This is a genomic window from Arsenicicoccus cauae (assembly GCF_009707125.1).
Lineage (GTDB): Bacteria > Actinomycetota > Actinomycetes > Actinomycetales > Dermatophilaceae > Arsenicicoccus > Arsenicicoccus cauae.
The window spans coordinates 1-1,366 of the sequence record NZ_WLVL01000012.1 but is presented as its reverse complement, the minus strand read 5'-3'; the positions used below and the strand labels follow the sequence as shown (position 1 = coordinate 1,366).

Annotated in this window: 1 pseudogene and 1 other annotated feature; the pseudogene reads right to left on the bottom strand. The window is 68.0% G+C overall.

The window, feature by feature from the left end:
* Nucleotides 1-15 precede the first annotated feature (15 nt).
* Nucleotides 16-1,313 (bottom strand): annotated as a pseudogene (locus GGG17_RS02720) (IS3 family transposase).
* Nucleotides 904-1,032, bottom strand: a sequence feature (AL1L pseudoknot). It overlaps the preceding pseudogene by 129 nt.
* Nucleotides 1,314-1,366: the final 53 nt, after the last annotated feature.

The window sequence follows — 1,366 nt, the reverse complement described above, 5'->3', positions numbered from 1 at the left end:
TGAACCGCCCCGGGTTCAGTGGAGAGTCGTGTGTGCTTCGGCGGCGGTTGCCGTCGAAGGGTTGCGGGCAGCGTAGTAGGCGTTCTCGTACGCTGCGGGTGCGAGGTAGTCGCACCAGGAGTGCGGGCGGGTCGTGTTGTACCAGTCGACCCACCGCAGGACCTCGAGCTCGACGTGCTCGAGCGTCTTCCACGGGCCTTGGCGGCGGATGAGCTCGGTCTTGAACACGCGGTTCAGCGCTTCGGCGGCGGCATTATCGTAGGAGTCGCCCTTGGACCCGACCGAGGCAACGATCCCGAGCTCCTCCAGGCGCTCGGTGTAGCGGATGGCTCGATATTGGACGCCGCGGTCGGCGTGATGGACCAGGCCGGTCAGGTCTCGTCCCTGACGCTGGCGCTGCCAGATGGCGTGCTCGAGGGCGTCCAGGGCCAGGTCGGTGTGCAGCGAGCTGGTGACTCGCCAGCCGACGACGCGCCGGGAGAACAGGTCCATGACGAAGGCGACGTAGACGAACCCGGCCCAGGTCGGCACGTAGGTGATGTCGGCGACCCACCGGTTGTCCGGGGCTGGGGCGGTGAAGTCCCGGTTCAGCTGGTCGGCCGGGTGGACGTCCTTGGCCGGGATCGTCGTCCGCGGTCGCTTGTGGTCGCCGGCGACCGCGCCGACCAGGCCCAGCGCCTTCATCCGCCTGGCCACGGTGCACCGCGCCACCGGCGGGTAGCGCTGTCCGGTGGGCCGGCCGTGCTCGTCGAGGACCTCTTGCCGGTTGAGCACCTTCCACATCTTCATCACCCCGTAGACCTGGTAGTTGGCCTCGTAGGTGGTCTGGATGCGCTCATCGAGGGCGGCGTCGGTCAGGGCCCGGTTCGACGGCGGGCGCTTCATGGCCGCGTAGTAGGTGCTCGGGGCGATCTTGGCGCCGGCCTCGGTGAGGACGGTGCAGATCGGCTCGACCCCGAACTGGTCCTTGTGCTGGTCGACGTAGTCGATCAGCGACTTGAGGGGCGGTCGAGCTCCGCCGCGAAGAAAGCCGACGCCGACCGCAGAATCGCGTTTGCCCGGCGCAGCTCTCGGTTCTCCTTCTCCAGCTGCACGAGCCGCTCGTGCGGATCGGTCGTTGTCGCTGTCGACCCGGGTGACTGGCCAGGGCCTCGGAACCAGTTCCGCAGGGTCGGCCCCGGGATGCCCAGCTGCTCACCCACCTGGCTGCAGGCGCGCTTGACCGGCATCCCCGGGTTCTCCCTGATCGTCTCGTTCACCGTGCGGATCGCACGCTCACGCAACTCGTCGCTGTACTTCCTCGGTGCAGGCATGACTCCACTCTCCCGTAGAGATCAAGACCCTCCACCAAACCCGGGGCGGTTCA